The organism is Angustibacter sp. Root456 (genome assembly GCF_001426435.1).
GTDB lineage: Bacteria > Actinomycetota > Actinomycetes > Actinomycetales > Angustibacteraceae > Angustibacter.
The window spans coordinates 228,874-249,047 of sequence record NZ_LMER01000019.1; the positions used below are offsets into that span (position 1 = coordinate 228,874).

19 protein-coding genes are annotated in these 20,174 nt (G+C 71.9%); 12 read left to right on the plus strand and 7 right to left on the minus strand.

Features of this window, described 5'->3' with window-relative positions; genetic code table 11:
- Nucleotides 1-35 precede the first annotated feature (35 nt).
- The gene (locus ASD06_RS14495; RefSeq protein ID WP_082538064.1) at nt 36-1,706 is read right to left on the minus strand and encodes a phospholipid carrier-dependent glycosyltransferase; all 1,671 of its coding nucleotides are present in this window, start codon (nt 1,704-1,706) and stop codon (nt 36-38) included.
- Between ASD06_RS14495 and ASD06_RS14500 the strand changes: the two genes are divergently transcribed.
- Both ASD06_RS14500 and rsmI read left to right on the plus strand, forming a co-directional pair.
- Nucleotides 1,705-2,487, plus strand: coding sequence for an SDR family NAD(P)-dependent oxidoreductase (locus tag ASD06_RS14500; protein ID WP_056679164.1), 783 nt, complete (start codon nt 1,705-1,707; stop codon nt 2,485-2,487). The two genes, ASD06_RS14495 and ASD06_RS14500, sit on opposite strands and share 2 nt — an antisense overlap.
- Nucleotides 2,484-3,338 (plus strand): 16S rRNA (cytidine(1402)-2'-O)-methyltransferase, encoded by an 855-nt coding sequence (gene rsmI / locus ASD06_RS14505; protein ID WP_056679167.1) that lies wholly within the window; start codon nt 2,484-2,486, stop codon nt 3,336-3,338. The genes ASD06_RS14500 and rsmI overlap by 4 nt, the downstream gene beginning before the upstream one ends.
- Before the next feature lie 91 nt (nt 3,339-3,429).
- On the opposite strand, the gene ASD06_RS14510 is transcribed toward rsmI, so the two are convergent.
- Complete coding sequence (locus tag ASD06_RS14510; RefSeq protein ID WP_056679170.1) at nt 3,430-4,029, minus strand: YdeI family protein; 600 nt, start codon at nt 4,027-4,029, stop codon at nt 3,430-3,432.
- Between the two features lie 54 nt (nt 4,030-4,083).
- On the opposite strand from ASD06_RS14510, the gene metG reads away from it, so the two are divergent.
- From metG to ASD06_RS14530, 4 genes are read left to right on the plus strand one after another with little or no spacing between them, the layout of a single operon-like run.
- The gene (metG, locus tag ASD06_RS14515) at nt 4,084-5,877 is read left to right on the plus strand and encodes a methionine--tRNA ligase (protein ID WP_056679172.1); all 1,794 of its coding nucleotides are present in this window, start codon (nt 4,084-4,086) and stop codon (nt 5,875-5,877) included.
- On the plus strand, nt 5,874-6,749 hold the full coding sequence (locus tag ASD06_RS14520; RefSeq protein ID WP_056679175.1) for a TatD family hydrolase: 876 nt from the start codon (nt 5,874-5,876) through the stop codon (nt 6,747-6,749). The genes metG and ASD06_RS14520 overlap by 4 nt, the downstream gene beginning before the upstream one ends.
- Nucleotides 6,750-6,751: 2 nt before the next feature.
- Nucleotides 6,752-7,315, plus strand: coding sequence for a DUF1990 family protein (locus ASD06_RS14525; RefSeq protein WP_200942227.1), 564 nt, complete (start codon nt 6,752-6,754; stop codon nt 7,313-7,315).
- On the plus strand, nt 7,312-8,142 hold the full coding sequence (locus ASD06_RS14530) for an NAD(P)-dependent oxidoreductase (RefSeq protein WP_056679181.1): 831 nt from the start codon (nt 7,312-7,314) through the stop codon (nt 8,140-8,142). Before ASD06_RS14525 ends, ASD06_RS14530 begins: the two co-directional genes overlap by 4 nt.
- Before the next feature lie 44 nt (nt 8,143-8,186).
- Here the strand turns inward: ASD06_RS14530 and ASD06_RS14535 are convergent, their stop codons facing one another.
- Together ASD06_RS14535 and ASD06_RS14540 are read right to left on the minus strand one after the other, a co-directional pair.
- Complete coding sequence (locus ASD06_RS14535) at nt 8,187-9,395, minus strand: polysaccharide biosynthesis protein (protein WP_056679185.1); 1,209 nt, start codon at nt 9,393-9,395, stop codon at nt 8,187-8,189.
- A complete protein-coding gene (locus tag ASD06_RS14540; protein ID WP_056679187.1) occupies nt 9,392-10,123 on the minus strand; it encodes a sugar phosphate nucleotidyltransferase in 732 nt (243 codons plus the stop codon). Before ASD06_RS14540 ends, ASD06_RS14535 begins: the two co-directional genes overlap by 4 nt.
- A 184-nt stretch (nt 10,124-10,307) precedes the next feature.
- Here ASD06_RS14540 and ASD06_RS14545 point away from each other — a divergent pair, with 184 nt between their 5' ends.
- Genes ASD06_RS14545 through ASD06_RS14555 form a run of 3 tightly spaced genes read left to right on the plus strand, consistent with a single transcriptional unit; the run spans nt 10,308 to nt 13,370 of the window.
- Nucleotides 10,308-11,183 carry a carbohydrate ABC transporter permease gene (locus ASD06_RS14545; protein WP_056679190.1) on the plus strand — a complete coding sequence of 292 codons (876 nt, stop codon included), beginning with the start codon at nt 10,308-10,310 and terminating at the stop codon, nt 11,181-11,183.
- Nucleotides 11,180-12,031, plus strand: a complete 852-nt coding sequence (locus ASD06_RS14550) for a carbohydrate ABC transporter permease (protein ID WP_056679193.1) — start codon at nt 11,180-11,182, stop codon at nt 12,029-12,031. The genes ASD06_RS14545 and ASD06_RS14550 overlap by 4 nt, the downstream gene beginning before the upstream one ends.
- Before the next feature lie 10 nt (nt 12,032-12,041).
- On the plus strand, nt 12,042-13,370 hold the full coding sequence (locus tag ASD06_RS14555) for an ABC transporter substrate-binding protein (protein WP_056679197.1): 1,329 nt from the start codon (nt 12,042-12,044) through the stop codon (nt 13,368-13,370).
- A 214-nt stretch (nt 13,371-13,584) separates the two neighbouring features.
- On the opposite strand, the gene ASD06_RS14560 is transcribed toward ASD06_RS14555, so the two are convergent.
- Nucleotides 13,585-14,913, minus strand: coding sequence for a 6-phospho-beta-glucosidase (locus ASD06_RS14560; protein WP_056679356.1), 1,329 nt, complete (start codon nt 14,911-14,913; stop codon nt 13,585-13,587).
- Between the two features lie 80 nt (nt 14,914-14,993).
- Here ASD06_RS14560 and ASD06_RS14565 point away from each other — a divergent pair, with 80 nt between their 5' ends.
- Both ASD06_RS14565 and ASD06_RS14570 read left to right on the plus strand, forming a co-directional pair.
- Nucleotides 14,994-16,193 (plus strand): PfkB family carbohydrate kinase, encoded by a 1,200-nt coding sequence (locus tag ASD06_RS14565; RefSeq protein ID WP_369853761.1) that lies wholly within the window; start codon nt 14,994-14,996, stop codon nt 16,191-16,193.
- A gap of 149 nt (nt 16,194-16,342) precedes the next feature.
- The gene (locus tag ASD06_RS14570) at nt 16,343-17,479 is read left to right on the plus strand and encodes a resuscitation-promoting factor (protein ID WP_162248090.1); all 1,137 of its coding nucleotides are present in this window, start codon (nt 16,343-16,345) and stop codon (nt 17,477-17,479) included.
- Nucleotides 17,480-17,504: 25 nt separating this feature from the next.
- On the opposite strand, the gene ASD06_RS14575 is transcribed toward ASD06_RS14570, so the two are convergent.
- Nucleotides 17,505-18,152 (minus strand): response regulator transcription factor, encoded by a 648-nt coding sequence (locus tag ASD06_RS14575; RefSeq protein WP_056679203.1) that lies wholly within the window; start codon nt 18,150-18,152, stop codon nt 17,505-17,507.
- The gene (locus ASD06_RS14580; protein ID WP_056679205.1) at nt 18,149-19,258 is read right to left on the minus strand and encodes a sensor histidine kinase; all 1,110 of its coding nucleotides are present in this window, start codon (nt 19,256-19,258) and stop codon (nt 18,149-18,151) included. Before ASD06_RS14580 ends, ASD06_RS14575 begins: the two co-directional genes overlap by 4 nt.
- 325 nt (nt 19,259-19,583) lie before the next feature.
- Here ASD06_RS14580 and ASD06_RS14585 point away from each other — a divergent pair, with 325 nt between their 5' ends.
- On the plus strand, nt 19,584-20,159 hold the full coding sequence (locus ASD06_RS14585) for a hypothetical protein (protein WP_157371731.1): 576 nt from the start codon (nt 19,584-19,586) through the stop codon (nt 20,157-20,159).
- The last annotated feature ends 15 nt before the right edge of the window (nt 20,160-20,174 follow it).

A 20,174-nucleotide genomic window follows, 5' to 3' on the forward strand; every position in this document is an offset into this window, starting at 1 on the left:
GTCGCGTGCTCGCAGTTCGAGGCGTTGCAGACGGCTCAGATCCAGCTCGGGAACCACATCCGCTGAGCCCACTGCGCGTAGGGAATCACCTGCGCGGTGTAGATGGGCCAGAAGAAGAAGAACAGCATCACGCAGACCACGACGTACGAGCCCGCGATCGCGCCGCCGACCAGCCGGCGTCTCGGCGACGCGCTGGGTGGCCCGAGCGCCATGCCGATGACGTAGGTGACCGCCAGCACCACCCACGGCACGAAGGCCACGGCGTAGAACGAGTAGATGGTGCGGTGCTGGAACGCGAACCACGGCACGTAGCCCGCGACCAGCCCGGCCAGCACCGCGCCGGCCCGCCAGTCGCGGCGCAGCGCCCACATCGCCAGCAGCACGAAGATCGCGGCCGTCGCGCCCCACCACAGGGTCGGCGTCCCGATGGAGGTGATCGCCTTGCTGCACTGCGCGACGGTGCAGCCGTCCTGGCCGCGGGTCTTCGTCTCGTAGAAGAAGGACGTCGGACGCCCCTGGATCAGCCACGACCACGGGTTGGTCTTGTAGGGGTGGTCCGACGTCAGCGTGACGTGGAAGTGGTACATCTCCTGGTGGTACTTCCACAGGCCGCGCAGGGCGTCCGGCACGAAGCCGAAGCTCTTGCTCGGGTGCTGGGCGCCCCACTCGCGGTCCCAGCCGCCCTTGGTGAGGAACCAGCCGGTCCACGACGCCAGGTAGGTCAGCCCGGCGAGCGGCACGAGCGTGAAGAAGGCGGGGACGCCGTCGCGCAGCAGCCCGCCCGCGAACCACCGCCGCACACCGGCCGCACGTCGGGCACCGACGTCCCAGAGCACGGTCATGAGCCCGAAGACGGCGAGGAAGTACAGGCCCGACCACTTCGTGCCCATGCACAGCCCGAGGCACACCGCCGCGACGATGCGCCACGGCCGCCAGCCCAGCGACGGCCCGTAGCCGGGCACGCGGGACGCCGGACGCCGCTCGCCACCGCGCCGCAGCCGCGAGCGCGCAGCCAGGACGGCGAGGCGGTCGCGTGCCTGGTCGCGGTCGATGAGCAGGGCTCCGAAGGCGGCCAGCGCCCAGAACATCACGAACAGGTCGAGCAGGCCGGTGCGGCTGTGCACGAAGTGGTGGCCGTCGAAGGCGAGCAGCAGCCCGGCCACGCACCCGAGCAGCGTGGAGCCGAACAGGCGCCGGGCGATGCGGGCCAGCATGAGGATCGACAGCGTGCCGCAGAGCGCGACGGAGAAGCGCCAGCCGAACGAGCTGTCCTGCCCGAAGAGGTACTCGCCGGCGGCGATCATCCACTTGCCCACCGGCGGGTGGACGACGAAGTCGGCGGCCGTGCCCCACACGTCGGGGGTGCCGTGGGTGAAGAGCCGGTCGGGCGTCGTGCCCAGGCTGGGCGCCACCGAGCGCTCGTAGCCGTAGTCCAGGTACGACGAGCCCTGCTTCACGTAGTACGTCTCGTCGAAGACCAGCTGGTGCGGGCGTCCGAGCTGCCAGAACCGCAGGAAGCCGCCGACGGCCGTGATCACCAGCGGGCCGATCCAGCCCCACAGCGTGGCCGACGCGCGCCAGCCCACGAGGTGGGTGCGCAGCCGGTCGGCGAACGGCGGGGCGGCGGGGGCGACGTCCGCTGCGCTGGTGGTCACCGCGACATCGTAGGCAGCGCCGGCGGCGGCGCCACGTAAGGTCGGGGTCATGGACCTCGGGTTGCGTGGCAAGCGGGCAGTCGTCACCGGAGCGAGCCGAGGGTTGGGCTTGGCGATCGCCGACGGGCTGGCCGCTGAGGGCGCGGACGTCGCGCTGCTGGCTCGCGGCGAGCAGGGCCTCGCGGTCGCCCGCGAGCAGGTGGCGCGGCACGGCGGCCGGGTGCTGACCCGCAGCGTCGACGTCACCGACCACGTCGCCCTCGACGACGTCGTGGCCGACGTCGCGTACGAGCTCGGCGGCCTCGACCGGCTCGTGGCCAACGCCGGCGGCACCGTCGGCGGCAACCTGCTCGACAGCACAGCCGCCGACTTCACCGCCACGTTCGACCTCAACGCCGGTCACGCCGCCGCCCTGGTGAAGGCCGGACACCCTCACCTGGTGCGCGCAGGTGGCGGCGCCGTCGTCCTCATCACGAGCGTCACCGGATCCCGCGTGGCGCCGCGGACGACGTACGCCGTAGCCAAGGCCGCCGAGATCCACCTGGCGCGGGTGCTCGCCGACGAGCTGGCGGGCGACCGCATCCGCGTCAACGCCGTGAGCCCGGGCAGCATCCTGTTCGACGGTGGCGGCTGGGACACGTTGCGGCGTAACGATCCTGAGGCGTTCGAGCGTTTCGAGTCGGGCGAGTTCCCGTGGGGTCGCCTCGGGCGTCCGGAGGAGGTCGCGGACGTCGTCACGTTCCTGCTCTCCGACCGCGCCTCGTGGGTCACCGGCGCCGACGTCGTGGTCGACGGCGCCCAGCACCGGGCGAGCGCGCGGCGCTTCCGGTGACCGAGTCCGCGCCGGGGCTGCTCCTGCTGGCCGCCACCCCGATCGGTGCCGTGGCCGACGCGTCCCCGCGCCTGCGTGCGGCCCTGCGCGACGCCGACGTCGTCGCCGCCGAGGACACGCGGCGGCTCTCGCGGCTCACGACCGCGCTCGCCGTCGAGCCGACCGGCCGCGTCGTCAGCTACCACGAGCACAACGAGTCGCGGCGCACACCCGAGCTGGTCGAGGCGCTCGTCGGCGGCGCCACCGTGCTCGTCGTGACGGACGCCGGGATGCCCTCGGTGTCCGACCCCGGCTACCGGCTGGTCGCTGCCGCCGTGGACGCCGGGGTGCGGGTGAGCGCCGTTCCGGGGCCGAGCGCCGTCCTGACCGCCCTGGCGGTGAGCGGGCTGCCGGTCGACCGGTTCTGCTTCGAGGGGTTCCTGCCGCGCAAGGGCGGCGAGCGCGCGCGGGCGCTCGCGGAGCTGGCGGGCGAACGGCGCACGCTCGTGTTCTTCGAAGCGCCGCACCGGCTCGCGGCGACGCTGCACGCGCTGGCCGAGGCGTTCGGCGTCGAGCGGCGGGGCGCCGTCTGCCGCGAGCTCACCAAGACCTACGAGGAGGTCGTGCGCGGGGGGCTCGCTGACCTCGTGGCGTGGGCCGAGGCCGGCGAGGTGCGCGGCGAGGTCACGCTCGTGGTCGAGGGCGCACCCGCGGCAGCTGCGGCGTCCGTGGACGAGCTCGTGGGGCAGGTGCAGCAGCGCGCCGCGGACGGCCTGCGCCTGAAGGACGCCGTCGCCGAGGTGGCGGGCACCCACGGCGTCAGCAAGCGCGAGCTGTACGACGCCGTCCTCGCCGCCCGCACCCGCCCCTGACCCCAGCCGCCAGATACCCGCCGAAGTCCGGCTGGTCAGGCCGTTACGGGGTCAGTACCACCGGAAAATGGCGGGTATCTGCGCGAAGGGGTCAGGGGGTGCGCAAGCCCTTCTGCGGGTAGAGCGCCTCGCCCCGAGCGAGCATCGCGACGTACTGCTCCAGCCGTCGCGCCCGGGTCTCGGGACGCCGGGCGTCCTGCAACCGGTAGAGGATCGCGAACCGGTTCGTGCTCGTCAGCTGCTCGAAGGTCGCTGACGCCGCGGGGTCGGCCGCCAGCGCCGCGGCCAGGTCGTCCGGCACCTCGATCGTGCGCGAGCCGCCGTACGCGGCGTCCCACCGGCCGTTCGCCTTCGCCGCCTCCACCGCTGCAAGCCCCGCGGGGTGCATGCGCCCCTGCTCGGTGAGCCGCCCGACCTTCTCGACGTTGCGCGCCGACCACACGCTGCGGGCCCGGCGGGGCGTGAAGCGCTGGAAGGTCGTCGCGTCGTCGCGCCGCCGCAGCTGCCCGTCGATCCACCCGAAGCACAGCGCCTCCTCGAGCGCCGCGTCGTAGGTGAGGGACGTCGGCTGCGTCGTCCCCTTCTTCGCCAGCACCAGCCAGACGCCCTGGTCGTCGCCATGGTGCTCGGTGAGCCACGCGCGCCAGGCCTGGGCGTCCTCGACGATCAGCTCGGCCAGGTCGTCGGTCATGGGGCGAGGCTAACCGCGCGGACGTCGCCCGTGCGCCCTCACTAGGCTGGCCCCATGAGCCACGTCCTGTCCGCCGTCGCCTGGCCGTACGCCAACGGCCCGCGCCACATCGGCCACGTCGCCGGTTTCGGCGTGCCCTCCGACGTCTTCAGCCGCTACATGCGGATGCGCGGGCACGACGTGCTCATGGTCAGCGGCACCGACGAGCACGGCACGCCGATCCTGGTGCAGGCCGACGCCGAGGGCGTGACGCCGCGCGAGCTCGCCGACCGGTACAACCGGATGATCGTCGAGGACCTCGCCGCACTGGGCCTCACCTACGACCTGTTCACCCGGACGACGACGCGCAACCACTACGCCGTCGCGCAGGAGCTGTTCCGTGGCGTGCAGCGCAACGGCTACCTGGTCGAGCAGACGACGCGCGGCGCGATCTCGCCGTCCACCGGGCGCACGCTGCCCGACCGCTTCATCGAGGGCACGTGCCCGATCTGCGGCTACGACAGCGCGCGGGGCGACCAGTGCGACAACTGCGGAAACCAGCTCGACCCCACCGACCTCATCAACCCGCGCAGCAAGATCAACGGCGAGACGCCGGAGTTCGTCGAGACGCAGCACTTCTTCCTCGACCTGCCGGCGCTCGCCGAGGCGCTGGGGGAGTGGATGCACGCCAAGGAGGCCGAGGGCCTGTGGCGGCCGAACGTCCTGCGGTTCAGCCTCAACCTGCTCGACGACCTGCGCCCGCGGGCCATGACGCGCGACCTCGACTGGGGCATCCCCGTGCCGGGCTGGGAGGACCAGCCCACCAAGCGGCTCTACGTGTGGTTCGACGCCGTGATCGGGTACCTCTCGGCGTCCATCGAGTGGGCGCGGCGCACCGGTGACCCGGAGGCGTGGCGCCAGTGGTGGAACGACCCGCAGGCGCTGTCGTACTACTTCATGGGCAAGGACAACATCACCTTCCACGCCCAGATCTGGCCGGCCGAGCTGCTGGGCTACGACGGCAAGGGCGCCAAGGGCGGCGAGCCCGGCGTGTACGGCGACCTGCAGCTGCCGACCGAGGTCGTCAGCAGCGAGTTCCTCACCATGGAGGGCAAGAAGTTCGCCTCCAGCCGCGGCATCGTGATCTACGTGCGCGACATGCTCGCGCGCTACCAGCCGGACGCCCTGCGCTACTTCCTGCTGGCCGCCGGCCCGGAGTCGCAGGACACCGACTTCACCTGGGCGGAGTTCGTGCGCCGCACCAACGACGAGATGGTCGCCAGCTGGGGCAACCTGGTCAACCGCACGGCGAACCTGGTGCACAAGAACTTCGGTGAGATCCCGTCGGCCGGCGAGCTCACGGACGACGACCGCGGGCTGCTCGACGCCACCGCTGCCGGCTTCGACACCGTCGGTGAGCTGATCGAGACCCACCGGCAGAAGCACGCGCTGGCCGAGGCGATGCGCGTCGTCGGGCTCGTCAACGCGTACCTGTCCGACCAGGCGCCGTGGAAGCTCAAGGACGACCGCGAGCGCATGGCCACCGTGCTGCACGTCGCGGTGCAGGCGATCTGCGACTGCCGGGTGCTGCTCTCGCCGTTCCTCCCGTTCAGCGCGCAGTCCGTGCACGAGACCTTCGGCGGCACCGGCGTCGTCTCGCCCATGCCCGAGATCCGCGAGGTCGACGACCTCGACGGCGGGCCGGCCTACCCCGTGCTCATGGGCGACTACACCGGCTTCCCGCGCTGGGAGTCGGTGCCGGTGGTCGCCGGCACGCCGGTGGGGCCACCGACCCCGCTGTTCACCAAGCTCGACCCCTCGGTGGTCGACGACGAGCTGGCCCGCCTGCGCGGCGAAACCGCCTCGTGAGCGAGCGGCCCGAGCTGCCCCCGCTGCCGGACGCCCTGCCGCTTCCGGTCGTCGACAACCACACCCACCTCGACATCGGCGCGGCCTCGCGCGACTCGTGGCCGCACCACGACACCGTGCCGGACGACGACGCCGAGCTCGTGCGGCTCATCGAGGACGCGGCGCGGGTGGGCGTCACGCGCGCCGTCCAGGTGGGCTGCGACCTGCCGAGCGCCCGCTGGACGGTCGAGCTCGTCGCCCGCCAGCCTCGCCTCCTGGGCGCCGTGGCGCTGCACCCCAACGAGGCGCCCCGACTGGCCGAGCGCGGCGAGCTGGACGCCGCGCTCGACGAGATCGCCGAGCTGGCCCGGCGTCCGCGGATCGTGTGCGTCGGTGAGAGCGGGCTCGACTACTTCCGCACCGGCCCCGAAGGCCGTGCGGTGCAGCAGGAGTCGTTCCGGCGCCACATCGCCCTGGCCAAGGAGCTCGACGTCGCGCTGCAGATCCACGACCGGGACGCGCACGACGACGTCCTGCGGATCCTGCAGGAGGAGGGTGCACCGCGGCGCACCGTGTTCCACTGCTTCAGCGGCGACGCCGACATGGCCCGCCGGTGCGTCGAGGCCGGCTACTATCTGTCGTTCGCGGGCACGGTGACGTTCAAGAACGCCCAGGGCCTGCGCGACGCGCTCGCGGTGACGCCACTGGACCACCTGCAGGTCGAGACCGACGCGCCGTACCTCACGCCGGTGCCCTACCGCGGACGTCCGAACGCCAGCTACCTCGTGCCGCACACGGTGCGGGCCATGGCTCAGGTGCTGAACGTCGACGTGCCGTCACTGTGCCGCGCGCTCGACGAGACGGCCGAGCAGCTCTACGGGCCCTGGGACTGATGGTGGGCGGCCCGAGCCGCGTCGCGCCGCTCGAGGCTGCTCGCGCGGCCCAGCTGGCTGCGGCGTCGCTCACCTACCCCGAGGTCGGCGCGTCGCTGGCCGCTGACCTGCCGTCCGGCTACCACCACCTCGAGCGCAGCCGCGTCCTCGGCCGGGGGCGCGGCACCTGGAACGTCGCCGTCGCCGACCTGCTCGCGTGGCAGGTGCAGGCGCGGGCGGGGCTGCGGGTGCGGGCGTCGTCCGACGTCGAGCCGGACGCCGTCGTCGAGCTCAGCGCGGGCGTGGGCCCGCTGGCGGCGCGGGCGCCGTGTCGCGTCGTGGCGGTGGTGCGCGAGAGCGACGTGGCGGGTTTCGCGTACGGCACGCTGCCCGGCCATCCGGAACGCGGCGAGGAGTCGTTCGTCGTCCGGCTCGGGGACGACGGCCGCGTGACCTTCACCGTGCGGGCGTTCGCGGTCGAGGCGACCTGGCCCGCCCGGGCCTCGGGCCGGCTCGGCTGGTGGCTGCAGAGCTGGGTCACCGACCGCTACCTGCGCTCGCTGAGCGCGGCAGGGACGCGGACGTGAACGGCGGGCCGCTGGTCGTGGTGGGTGCGGGAGGTTTCCTCGGGCGGCACATCGCGGCTGCCGCGACCGCGCGTGGTCTGGACGTCGTGCCGGTCGGACGCCCTGAGCAGCAGCCGGTGCGACTGCGGAGGCTGCTGCGCCGCGGAACCGTCGTCATCGACGCGGCTGGCCGCACGTCCGGCGACCGTGAGCAGCTGTGGGACGCCAACGTCGTCCGGTTGCGGCGGCTGGCCGACATCGCGCTCGAGGCGCAGGCAGCACTGCTCACGATCGGCTCGGCCGCCGAGTACGGCGACCCGCCGGGCGAGCGCGTCCGCGAGAGCGATCCGGCCGTACCCGTCAGCGACTACGGCGCCAGCAAGCTGGCCGGGACGCAGGCTGTGGGCGAGCTCGTGGCCGCGGGGCTGACGGCGACCGTGGCCCGGGTCTTCAACGTGGTGGCTGCCGACCGCGCAGGCCGCGACCCGGCGTCCGAGTTCGCCAAGGTGGTGCGCGAGCTGCCGTCGTCGGGCGGAGTGGTGCGGGCATGGGACTCCTCGCTCGTGCGCGACCTCATGGGCGTGGACGCCGCCGCCGAGCTCCTGCTCGATCTCGCCGCTCACGTCGGCGAGGTCCCCTTGGTCAACGTCTGCACCGGTCGCGGCGTGCGGTGGGCCGAGCTCATCGACGCCATGGCGGCTGCTCGGGGTGTGCCGGTGACGATCGAGGACACCGTTCCAGGGGGCATCCAGCGGGTCGTGGGCGACCCGCAGCTGCTCCACCGGCTGGTCGGGCGGCGCGAACCGCCGTCCCTCGACGAGCTCGCCCGCGCGGCGCTCGGTAGCTGAGCACGCGGTAGCTGAGCGCTCGGTAGCTGAGCGCTCGGCCCCTGCTACATCCGCGCGTCCAGCGTGCGGTCGCTCCTGCGGTGCGTGAGCTCGGGCACCAGCCGTGACACCAGCGCCTCGATGGAGTCTTCGTCGACTGGACGCTCGCTGTCGTCGAGCAGCTCGCCGACCTCTTGGAGGACCTCGTGCACCGTCGCGGAGTCGCACCGTGGCGGTTCCACTGACTGCAGGGCGCGGAAGCCGAGATCGTGCACCGCGTCGCCGTCGGCGACGAACTCCTCGTACTCCTTCTCGCCGGCGGTGTCGAGCGGAGTCACCAGGAGCGGCCACGTGCCGGGCTTCGGGTTCTCGGCCGCCAGACGCGCGGCCTGCTCGTCGCGATGCAGCTGGGGAGTCAGCCCCAGCGCGCCCATGACGTCAGTGGCCACCTCGACGAGGTCGCGCAGATGGTCCGCAGGGTCCAGCGTGGGAATCACCAGCTGACCAGCCGACCCGAGCGTCGAGGCGAGCAGGCACAACTGGCCCGCCTCCTCGAGCGAGACGAAATACCGCCGCGTGGCCTCGGGGACCGCCCAGGGTTGCCGCTTGGCCAGGCGCCGCAGCCACCCGTCGAGCAGCGAGCCCTGCGAGAACGCCACGTTGGCGAACCGGGCGCTCGTGACCACCGGGCCCAGGGGCTCGTCGAGCAGCACGTGCTCCATGGCGCGTTTGGTCGCGCCCATAAGGTTGACGGGGTTCGCGGCCTTGTCGGTCGAGACGGCGAAGTATCGCTCGGCCACGCGCGCGACGTCCTCGAGCAGCCGCCGCGGCATGCGGACGTTGACCTCGAGCATTCGCAGCAGCGACAGGGCGTCCTTCTCCGAGCGCACGTGCTTGACCGCCGCGAAGTTGAGCACAAGGTCGTACCGGCTGGCGGCGAGCAACCGACGCATGGCCGGGCTGCCGGCGTCCAAGGGGGTAGTGCGCAGCTCCGTCGCCACCGGGACGGCCCCCTGGCTGCGCAGATCCCGGACCAGCTCGGTGAGGCCGTTCTCGTCGACGTCGACGATGTGCAGGGCGGCCGGGGCGAAACGCAGGAGCTGGGCCGCGGTGGCTGATCCGATGCTGCCCGCACCGCCGACCACGAGCACGTGCCGACCGCGGACGCGTTCGACTACCCGGTCATGGGCCTCGGTGAGGTCGGCGTCCAGCAGTGAGCGGTCGCGCCGAGTGACGGCGCGCGCCAGCTCGGCGACGGTGGGCGGCAGGCTCACGACGCCGAGGGAGTCGCGTCGGGCAGGAAGCGGCCGGGGTCAGCGACGAAGTCGGCGCTCGCGCGCTGGTAGTCGTCGAAGCGGCCGATGTCCTGCCAGTACTCCTGGGTGATGTGGCAGTGCACGCCGTCGCCAGCGGCAACAAGAGCTCTCACGAGGTCGGGCATGTCGAAACGGCCGGCAGGAACGTGCTGCACCACGGCGCGGTCAAGGGCGTAGACCCCGGTGCTGACGTGGTGGTGCAGCACCGGCTTCTCGTCGTACCGGTCGAGGTTGCCGTCGTCGTCGACGTAGACGACTCCGTAGTCGATCGCGACGTCGCGGCGGGTCAAGACGACCGTGGCGGCCTCACGTCGGTCGTGCTGCTCGCGCACGAGGCCGCCGTAGTCGATCGTAGTCAGCAGATCTCCATTCATGACCAGGAAGGTGTCGTCGAGCAGCCCCAGGTTGTCGACAAGACGCAGCGACCCCGCGGTGCCGAGGGGCTGGTCCTCGATGACATAGCGGATCCGCAGACCGAAGCGAGCGCCGTCGCCAAGCATCGCCTTGACCAGGTCGGGCATGTGTCCCAACGTGATCACGACGTCAGTGAAGCGCTGCGCGGCGAGCTGACCGAGGACGATCTCCATGGTCGCCTTGTCGCCCAAAGGCAGCAGAGGCTTGGGGATCGTCATCGTGTACGGTCGCAAGCGCGTGCCGAGCCCCCCGGCGAGCAACACCGCCATCATCGGCGAACGCCCCTTCCTGCGTGCTCGAGGTCGGCTCGGAGCATATCGCCGGGTCGATGGCGCGCGTGGGTGAACGCGTCATTCCCGCCTGTGGGTGACCCCTGGCGCGCCGATCTTCGGCACGTCGTATTGAATCGCCCTTGACGCACCACGGCAAACAGTTGCGCGACGGCAGGAGGTGCACGTGAGCGGCGGACGGCGCGAGACCGGCACGGCGTACGCCCTGCTGGCCCCCAGCCTGTTCGGGATCACCGCGTTCCTCGTGCTGCCGATCCTCGTGGTGCTGTGGCTCAGCCTGAACCACTGGGACCTCATCTCGTCGGCGCAGTGGGTTGGTCTGCGGAACTGGCACGAGGTGCTCACCGACGCCGCGTTCGGCCGCTCGCTGGTGATCACCGCCGTCTTCGTGCTGCTGGTGATCCCGGTCGAGGTGGTGCTCGGGCTCTTCGCGGCCAGCCTGCTGACGCGCGGGTTGCCGGGCTCGCCGGCGTTCCGGGTGATCTACGTCCTGCCGTGGATCTGCGCGCCGCTGGTGCTCGGCGTCGTGTGGCGCTGGATCCTCGCTCCCACCGACGGCGCGCTGAACGCGCTCATCGGGCACCGGGTCGAGTGGCTCGCCGATCCCGCGCTCGCGCTGCCGTCGGTGGCCGCGGTGACGGTCTGGACCCAGGTCGGGTACGTCACCCTCTTCTTCGCCGCGGGCCTGCAGAACATCCCGGCCCATCTCATCGAGGCCGCGCGGATCGACGGCGCGGGCCCCTGGCAGACCTTCTGGCGGATCAAGCTGCCGCTCCTGCGCCCCACGATGTTCTTCGTGCTCGTCACCGGCGTCATCAGCAGCTTCCAGGTCTTCGACTCCATCTACGCGCTGACGCCGCAAGGCGGCCCCGAGGGCGTCACCGACGTCATCGCCGGGCGGATCTACTACCAGGCCTTCCAGTCGCGCAACATCGGGGAGGCCTCGGTGATGGCGCTGGTGCTCTTCACGGTGCTGGTGGTCATCACCGTCGGTCAGCAGCGCTGGTTCAGCCGGCGCACGACGTACGACCTGTCGACGTGAGCGGGCTCAGCCGGCGCACGCCGCACCGCAGCCGCCTCGGCGACGTCGGCGCGTACGTCGTCCTGCTCGCGGCGGCGGCGCTGACCCTCGGGCCGTTCCTGCTCAGCCTCATGACGGCGGTGAAGACGCCGCTGCAGTTCGCGTCCGAACCCGCGCTGTCGTTGCCGTCGCCGGTCACTGGCGAGAACTTCAGCGAGCTGTTCGGCGGCCGGTACGACTTCCTGTCGCCGGTCGTGGTGACGGCGCAGGTCGTCGTCGTCATCCTCGTCGGGCAGCTCCTGTTCTCGGTGCTCGCGGCGTTCGCGTTCGCGCGCCTGTCGTTCCCTGGCCGCGACGCGCTGTTCTGGGTGTATCTCGCGACGCTGATGGTGCCGCAGATCGTCACGATCATCCCGCTGTACGCGATGTTCGCGCAGATGGGGTTGCGCAACACGTTCTGGGCGCTGGTGCTGCCGCAGGTGTTCGGGTCGCCGTACGCGATCTTCCTGCTGCGCGAGTACTTCCGGGCCATCCCTGAGGACCTCGTGAGTGCGGCCCGGCTCGACGGGTGCAACACGCTGCAGGTGCTGCGGCACGTGATCGTGCCGGTGAGCCGGCCGATCCTGGCGACCCTCGCGATCATCACGATCGTCTCGCACTGGAACAACTTCCTGTGGCCGCTCGTGATCACCAGCGGGCCGAAGTGGCGCACGCTCACGCTCGCCACCGCCAACCTGCAGTCGCAGTACAACGGCCATTGGACGCTCGTCATGGCCGCCACGACGGTGGCCATCGTGCCGCTGCTCGTCCTGTTTCTGGCGTTTCAGCGCCATGTCGTCCGGTCGATCACGATCACCGGATTCAAATGAGAGGGAGCACATGAGAACCCGACTGACCGCTGTCGCGGCCACAGCCCTTCTGGCGCTGGGGGCTGCGGCCTGCTCGCCGTCATCGTCCGGCGGCGACGACACCAAGGACGCCGCCGGCAAGACGACCGTCACGGTGCGCCTGTGGGACGACCAGGTCGCCAAGGCGTACGAGGCGTCCTTCGCCGAGTTCACCAAGAAGAACCCCGACATCACGGTGAAGCTCAACCTGGTGCCCTACGCCGACTACTTCACCAAGCTGCCGCTCGACGTCTCCAGCGGCGACATCGACGACGTCTTCTGGCTCAACAGCTCGCCGTTCGGTGCGCTGGCCGACAGCGGCGCCCTGATGAACATCGACCAGGCGCTCCCCGACGAGAAGTCCGGCTGGGTGCAGGCGGCGGTCGAGCAGTACACCCGCAACGGCACCATGTGGGGCGTGCCGGCGCTCACCGACGGCCGGATCGTCCTCTACTACAACAAGGACCTCGTCTCGAAGGCCGGCGTCGACGTCTCGAACCTGACCTGGAAGCCCGACGACCCGTCGTCCGACACCTTCCTGAAGGCGGCGCAGAAGCTCACGAAGGACGACTCGGGCAAGACCGCCGACCAGCCGGGCTTCAACCCCAAGAAGCTGGCGCAGTACGGCTTCAACGCGGCCAACGACCTGCAGGGCATCTACTACAACTTCATCGGGTCCAACGGCGGCCGGTTCCAGGCGGACGACGGCACCTTCACCTTCGCTGAGCCGAAGAGCGCCGAGGCGATCCAGTACCTGGTCGACCTGATCAACAAGTACCACGTCGCCCCGCCGGCGTCGGACACGAACGACAACGGCGACTTCAGCCGCGACAAGTTCATCCAGGGCAAGATGGGGATGTTCGAGTCGGGTACCTACAACCTGAAGAACGTCAACGACGGCGCCAAGTTCGACTGGGGCGTCGCGCCGATTCCCGCCGGCCCGGCCGGTCGGGTGAGCGTCGTCAACAGCGTCATCGCCGCGGGCTACGCCAAGACGCCGCACAAGGACGCCACCATCAAGGTGCTGAAGTGGCTCGGTTCGCCCGAGGGCGCGTCGTACGTCGGCAAGTCCGGTGCCGCGCTGCCCGCCGTCACCGGCGCGCAGCAGGCGTATTACGACTTCTGGAAGAGCGCGAACGTCGACATGTCGCAGTTCGGCGAGGCCGGGGGCACCAAGACCATCCCGGCGCCGTTCGGTCCGAAGTTCGGTGACGGCGCCAACGCCTACTCGCCGATCTTCAAGGACATCTTCGCCGGCCGCACGCCGGTGCAGAGCGGGCTGCAGAAGGCGCAGCAGGCCGCCAACGCCGCGATCAAGTAACCCCCACCCACCCCGCCCGAGATGGGCGCGGGGGCACCCTGCTCCACTCCTAGTGGAGCAGGGTGCCCCAGTCGCCATCTCGCGGTGGAGTGATCCTCCCCAGTCCATGCCCTGGCGTGCATGATCACGGGCGAGGGGATGCGCTGGCGTGCATGATCACGGGCGCGGCCGTGCGCTGGCGTGCATGATCACGGGCGGACGGCGGCCCGCGGGGTCAGCGCAGCAGGCTGGCGAGCTGCGGGTGAGCGGCCACGTAGCCCGCGAGCAGCTGGCGCGCCACGGCCGCCGAGTCGACCAACGGGTGCACGGTGAGCGCGAGCAGGGCGGCGTCGCGCGACCCCGTCGTCGCCGCCTCCACCACCGCGTCCTCGACGGCGCGCAGCGAGCTCACCAGCCCCAGCTGGTGAGCGTCGAACGGCGCCGCCGAGTGCGGCCGCGCCCCGCGGCCGTCGACCACCGCCGGCACCTCGACGATCGCGTCGGCAGGCAGCTGATCGAGCGCAGAACCGTTGCGCACGTTGAGGATCAGCTCCGCCGGCTCGTCGGCCAGCACCGCGCGCATCACCGCGAGCGCCACCTGCTCGTACCCACCGCCCGCGAGGTCGGCCTCGTCGCGGGCCTCGTCAGCGGAGCGCGACTCGGCGAGGTACCCCTCCTCGCGCTCGCGCCGGGCGGCCTCCCACAGGTCCGCGGCCTGCTCCGGTGACCCGGCGAGCCGCGGGTACAGCCCGCCCTGCTGGTCGCGCAGCGACTCACCGCGCGTGCGGTCGGCCGCCTGGATGGCGGCGACCGCCTCTCGCTCGAAGTAGTAGTAGTAGAGGTACTCGTTGGGCACGCATCCCAGCAGCCGGAGCAGCTCGCCGCCGAAGAGGCGCCCCTCCTCGAACGAACCCAGCGCCGCGTCGTCGGCCAGCAGCGCCGGCAGGTGGTCGACGCCGTCCACGCGCAGCGCCCGCAGCCAGCCGAGGTGGTTGAGGCCGGCGTAGTCGGCTTGCACGGCAGCGGGATGCAGACCGGTGGCGAGCGCAGCGCGTCGCACGAGCCCGGACGGCGAGTCGCAGATCCCGATCACCCGATCACCCAGCACCTGCTGCATCGCGCGCGTCACCATGCCGGCCGGGTTGGTGAAGTTCACCACCCACGCCTCGGGGGACAGCTCGGCGAGCCGGCGCGCGACGTCCACCGCCACGGGGATGCTGCGCAGCGCGAAGGCCACGCCGCCGGGGCCGGTGGTCTCCTGCCCGAGCACGCCGAGAGACAGCGCTACGCGCTCGTCGGCCACGCGCCCGGCGGCTCCGCCCACGCGGATGGCCGAGAAGACGACGTCGGCGCCCGAGAGAGCGGCGTCGAGCGTCGTCTCGACGCGAACGGATGGCCCACCGCCTCCTAGCCCGGCGATCACGTTGCCGATCGCCCTGAGTCGCAGGGGTTCGGAGTCGTAGAGGACGACCTCGTCGATGAGATCGCTCACGCCCGGCCGCTGAAGAGCTCGCACGACGAGCGGGACGCGGAAGCCGCCACCACCTAGGATCGTCAGACGCACGAGTCGCATCCTCCCGCGCCGGGCCATCGCGCGCAGCAGGGACCGTCGAGCAGCCTGACCGACAGGACGGAGGCGCAGCCATCGCACGCCACGAGAACGACCACCACCCGACCGGTGAGCACCTGACTCGCAGCCGCTTCGACCCGCTCGCCGCGACCCGCCCGCAGGACGTCGACTTCGACCTGCTGCTGGCCGGCACCGTCTTCTTCGACCTGGTGTTCACCGGGCTGCCCGAGCGCCCGGCTACGGGCACCGAGGTGTGGGCCGAGGGCATGGGATCGTGCCCCGGCGGTGTCGCGAACGTCGCGATCGCCGCGAGCCGCTTGGGGTTGCGCACCTCGCTCGCGGCGGCGTTCGGCGACGATTCCTACGGCGAGTTCAACTGGACGACGCTGAGCGAGCAGGAGGGTGTCGACCTGTCGCGCGCCAAGCGCTACGACGGCTGGCACTCGCCGGTGACGGTGTCGATGTCGGTCGACCTCGATCGCTCCATGGTGTCGCACGGGCACCCCGCGCCGGAGGACGCCAGCACGATGATCGGTGACCCGCCGCGCGCCCAGGCGACGCTGGTCGACCTGCGCCCCGAGCTCGAGCCGTGGGTCGCGAAGGCTGCCGGTGCCGGCACGTTGCTGTTCGCCGACACCGGTTGGGACCCCAGCGGTGAGTGGTCGGAGCAGATGCTGTCGCAGCTCGAGCACTTCCACGCGTTCTTGCCCAACAGCGTCGAGGCCATGGCCTACACGCGCACGGACGACCCGTGGGCCGCGTTGTACGCGCTCGCCGACCGCGTCCCGATCGCCGTCGTCACCGCGGGGGCTCATGGCGCGCTCGCGGTCGACTCGGTGAGCGGCGAGGAGGAGTGGGTGCCGGCGCTGCCCGTGACGCCGCTCGACCCCACGGGTGCGGGTGACGTCTTCGCGGCCGCGTTCGTCACCGGCACGCTCGCCGGCTGGCCGCTCGCCGACCGGCTCGGCTTCGCCAACCTCTCTGCGGCACTAGCGGTTCAGCAGTTCGGTGGCTCGCTCGCCGCGCCCGGCTGGGGCGACATCGCCGACTGGTGGCACGCCACCGAGGAGCGCGCGTCCGGTGCGCGGTCGCAGTGGCTGCGCCGCTACGGGTTCCTGCGCGACATCGTCCAGGGCGTGCCGCAGGAGGCCGTGCGCCGGGCCACCGCCACCATCGGCCGCCAGTCGGACGCCCACCGGTCGGGCGGGAAGGCCCGAAACCGCACGCGACACGCCAACACCGCAGGTCAGAGCGGTGCGTTTGGCGTGTCGTGACGTTCTCGTTATGGTCGTTGGCTGTTGGCCGTGGTCGGGGAAGACCTCGGGCAGCGCGCACGTCGGGGGCAGGTCCTGATCATGGGCCCTGCCCTTCGTCGTTGAGGGCCCGGAGAGCGAAATGCCGTGGCCCGCAACGCCGAGTGCGCGTGACCGGGACCGTGCGCGGGTGCTACGACGTCTGGACCGCTGTGATCTCACGCACCACTCGACTCATCGTCCAAGGACTGGCGCTGACCGGCCTGGTGGCCGGCACCGTCGCCTTCACCAGCTTCGACAAGAGCGTTGACCTCGTGGTCGACGGCCAGCACCGCTCGGTGCACGCCTTCGGCTCCACGGTGGGCGACGTCCTGCGCAGCGAGGGGATCACCGTTGACGGGCACGACATCGTGTCGCCGTCGCCCTCGACGAAGGTGTCGGACGGTTCGGACGTCGTGGTGCGTTACGGCCGCAAGCTGATCGTCACGATCGACGGTCACCAGCGAGAGTTCTGGACGACGGCTCTGAGCGTCGACGACGCGCTGACCCAGCTCGGGCTGCGCGCCGACTCCGCGCGCCTGTCGGTGTCGCGTTCGCTGCCGCTCGGCCGCCAGGGCCTGTCGATGGACCTCGACACCCGCAAGGCCGTGACCCTCGTCGTCGGTGGCAAGAAGTCGGCGCGGGTCACGTACGCGGCCACGGTGGGCGACCTGCTCGAGGAGGTCGGCGTCGAGCCGGGCGCGAAGGACCGCCTCTCGGCCCCGCTCACCAAGCCGCTCACCGACGGCGCCTCGATCCGCCTCGACCGCGTCGTGCAGAAGCAGGAGCAGGCGACGCGCACCGTGGCCTTCAAGACCCGGTCGACGAAGTCGAGCTCGCTCGACAAGGGGACGACGAAGGTCACCACCAAGGGCAAGCCCGGCACCGCGAAGGTGACCTACCTCGTCACGTACGTGAACGGCAAGGCCACCGCGCGCAAGGAGCTCACGACCGTCGTCGTCACCGAGCCGGTGACGCAGGTGCAGAAGGTCGGCACTCGGGCGCCGTCCACGGCGTCGGTCCCCGCCAGCTCCGGCGGCCTCAACTGGGCGGCGCTGGCCAAGTGCGAGTCCGGTGGCAACCCTCGGGCGGTGAACCCGGCCGGCTACTACGGGCTCTACCAGTTCTCGCTCGCCACCTGGCACCGCGTCGGCGGCTCGGGCAACCCGATCGACGCCTCGCCGTCCGAGCAGACCATGCGCGCCAAGATGCTCTACGCGCGCGGCGGCGCCTCGCAGTGGGGCTGCGGCTCGCACCTGTTCGACTGACGTCGCGCTGACCGCGCCAGGCGGCTCAGGACGGCGGGACGACCCCTGCATCACGCGCCACCACGACGGCGTGGGCGCGGTCGCGCAGCGCGAGCTTGGCGAAGACGTGCCGCACGTGCGTCTTCACCGTGGCCATGCTGATGACGAGCTCGGCGGCGATCTCGGCGTTCGAGCGCCCCGCCCCGATGAGGGCGAGGATCTCGCGCTCGCGCTCGCTGAGGTCGTCGAAGCCGGGCGGCCGGCGAGGCGGCAGCGGCGGGCTGGCGGAGAAGTGCGTCATCAGCCGAGCCAGCACCGCCGGGGCGATCACCGGCTCACCGGCGGCGGCCCGGCGCACGGCGTCGACGAGGCCGTCGGACGTGACGTCCTTGAGCAGGAAGCCGACGGCGCCCGCCCGCAGCGCGTCGGCGACGTGCTGGTCGGCGTCGAAGGTCGTCAGCGCCAGCACCTTGGCGCTGCTCGTCGCGGTGATGCGCCGGGTGGCCTCGACCCCATCGAGCACGGGCATGCGCAGGTCCATCAGGATGACGTCGGGCGCCAGGTCGGCGGCGGCGTCGACCGCTGCTGCACCGTCGGACGCCTCACCCACCACCTCGACACCCGCGAGCTCGAGGATCAGCCTCAGGCCGTGGCGCACCATCTCTTGGTCGTCGACGAGCAGCACCCGCGTCATGCGGCACCGCCGGCGGGGATCGTCACGCTGACGGCGAAGCGGCCGGCGTCGTGGCTGACGTCGAACGTGCCACCGAGCAGCTCGGCGCGGTGCCTGATGCCGGTGAGCCCACGGCCGGCCACGGGCGGTCGGCTGTGTCGCGCGGCGTTGACGGCCGTCAGGCTCACGCGGTCGGGCTGCCAGCGGACGTCCAGCTGCACGGGTTGGCCCGGTGCGTGGCGTCCGGCGTTGGTGAGGCACTCGCGCACGATCCGGCTCACCGCCATCGACACCGGAGCGTGCTCGGACGCCGGGGTGCCGCTCACGGACAACGAGTTCGCGATGCCGGCGGCGCGCGCCCGCTCGGCGACGTCGGCGATCGACTCGGCGCCGGGGCCGACGTCCTCGCCGTCCGGCGCCAGCAGCTGAAGCACCTCGCGGATCTCGCCGAGGGTGCGGTGCGCCGTCGCACGGATCGCCTCGACCGGATCGACCGCCCGGTCGGGCGAGACGCGCAGTGCGGAGGCGGCGGCCTCGGCTTGGATCGCGATCAGCGTGAGCTCGTGGCCGACGACGTCGTGCAGCTCCTGGGCGATGCGCGCCCGCTCGGCGCCGACGGCGGCCGCCTCTGCGCGGGACCGCTCGGCGGCGAGCTCCTCGGTGAGCTCGACGAGTGCGAGGTTCTGCCGACGCTGGTGGCGCATCAGGCGCCCGGCCAGCGCCGGCGCAGCCACGACGAGTACCGCGCCGATGGCGGCCACGGGCACCTCGGGTCCGAGCAAGGTGCCGATCACGGAGGCCGCCGACGCCACGGTGACGGTGGCAGCGAAGGCCCGGCTGGACTCCACGCGCTCACCCAGAGCGAAGAACTGCAGCACGACGACGACGAAGCCGAGCACCGGGTAGCCGACGAGGGGCACGAGCCAGAAGGCCGCCGACACCAGGGCTGCCGGCACCGGCAGCGTGCGGCGCCAAGCCAGCGGCAGCGTCGAGCCGACGACGTAGAGGACGCCGACGGCGGGCTCGGCGAGCGGCGCGACCCCCTGCTGCACGAGCCCGAGCACGGTGAACACCACGGCCAGCGCCGCGTCGAGCCGCGTCGTGCGCAGGCGTCGCAGAAGATCCACGCGCCGAGGGTAGGTCGGCGGTGTTGCCGGACGCATCATCCTGCGGGCTGAGCGGCGGCGCCGCCAGGGGCTGAGCGCAAGACCGTCCCGGCGGTCGATGTGGCGGCGGCCCGCACGCTCCTACCTTCGGTGACCGGCTCGCCGAGCCGTCGGGCCTCGAACCTGGAGGCCATCCTCAGCAACCCGAAGGAACGCAGTCATGTCTCTGGTCGCACCTCTCGACCGAACCACCACCTCCGGCGCTACCGCCGCTCGATCCATCGAACGCCTCAGCGCCCGCTTCGGTGTAGCGTTCACCGTCTGCCAGCTCAGCGTCATGGTGCTCATGGCGACTCTCGTCCTGCCGAACGGCGGCTCCCCGAGCGACCCGCCTCTCGAGCGCGGCACCCACGTGCTGGATGCCGCCACCGCCTACCGGCTGGGCAACTACGCCTTCATGGTGGCCGGCACGCTGCTGCTCGGCTTCCTCGGCGTCGTCCACCATCGGCTGAGACGGGCCGACACCACGGGCTCCTTGTCGGCAGTGGCCGTGGCCTCGGGCACCCTGCTCGCCCTCGTCTGGCCGTTCGCCGGCGTGCTGCACGACGTCGCCCTGGACGCCGCCAGCGCCGGCTCCGACGTCCGCATCCTCGCCGGCTGGGACTCCGTGGCGCCGTACGCGCTCGCGTTCTCGGTGCTGCCGCGGCTGTTCTTCGTCGGCGCCATCGTGCTGGGCCTGCGCCGGACGGGGACGTCGCCTTGGCTGCAGCGCACCGGACTGGTGCTTCTGCCCGTGAGTCTCGTGGGCAGCGCGACGGTCGTCGTCGGCGAGCTCTTCCCCCTGCTCGCCCTCACGACCCTCGGCTACGAGGTCTGGGTGGGCGCCGTGGCCTGGCGCTGGCTGCGCGACACCCCCCACTGACCCCCACCCCACCCC